Genomic DNA, 761 nt, shown 5'->3' on the forward strand with positions numbered 1-761 from the left:
CGAGCTTGGCCTGGTAGCTGGCCGGCGTATGGAACTCGACCTCGAAGCGATAGCCCTGCGGGGTGCTGAACACGGTGCGGATGGCGAGGAAGCTCGGCGTGCGCATCCTGAACCAGTTGGTGGTCTCGAYCTCGCTGCAGCCGCGCTCCTCGAAGGCCAGCACGGCCGCCTTGAAGGCGCGCGTCAGGGCCGCGTCCGGGATCTCGAAGACATGGCGCACCGCATTGGTGAGCAGCTGGGCCTCGGGCGCGGCGCTCACGCTTTGGCCGGTGAGCCCGTCGGCCATCGAATCGCGCCCGCGCAGGCGCTGCTCGAGATGCGGCATGGTCACCTCGATGCCGGCCTGCCGCAAAAGCGCGGCGACTGCTTGCGCGTTGGCGGTGATGGYGCCTTCTTCCGCCGCGGCGCGCTGGGCTGCGCTCCTGGCGCGCTCCAGGGCCTGCTCGCGGCTCAGCGTGATCGTGGCGGCGGGGTCGTCGGCGGCGGCGACGTCCAAGGGGCTGGGCAGGATGCCGTTCGCGGCGGCAAGCTTGATCGAGGCCTCCATGACCGAGGCCGCCAGCGTCGGATTGTCCTTCAGATCCGCCAGGCTGGCGTCGACGTCGAAGCGGCCCTGGTGCAGCGTTGCCGCCAGCGCCTTGACATAGGGCGCCGGCTTCAGGCCCGGGACCTGCTGCAGGAGCCGCTGCAGATCGGCGCTCTTCTTCATGAACAGCCGCGCCCCGGTGTCGGACTTGTAGGCGTCCGTGCCGACCTTGATG

The 761-nt window shown here is 70.1% G+C and carries 1 pseudogene; it reads right to left on the minus strand.

Annotated features, from left to right (window positions below):
• A pseudogene (locus LCM4576_RS36690) lies at window positions 1-761 on the minus strand (shikimate kinase); the annotation flags it as partial.

Origin of the sequence: Mesorhizobium sp. LCM 4576 (genome assembly GCF_001854815.1) — a bacterium.
Lineage (GTDB): Bacteria > Pseudomonadota > Alphaproteobacteria > Rhizobiales > Rhizobiaceae > Mesorhizobium > Mesorhizobium plurifarium.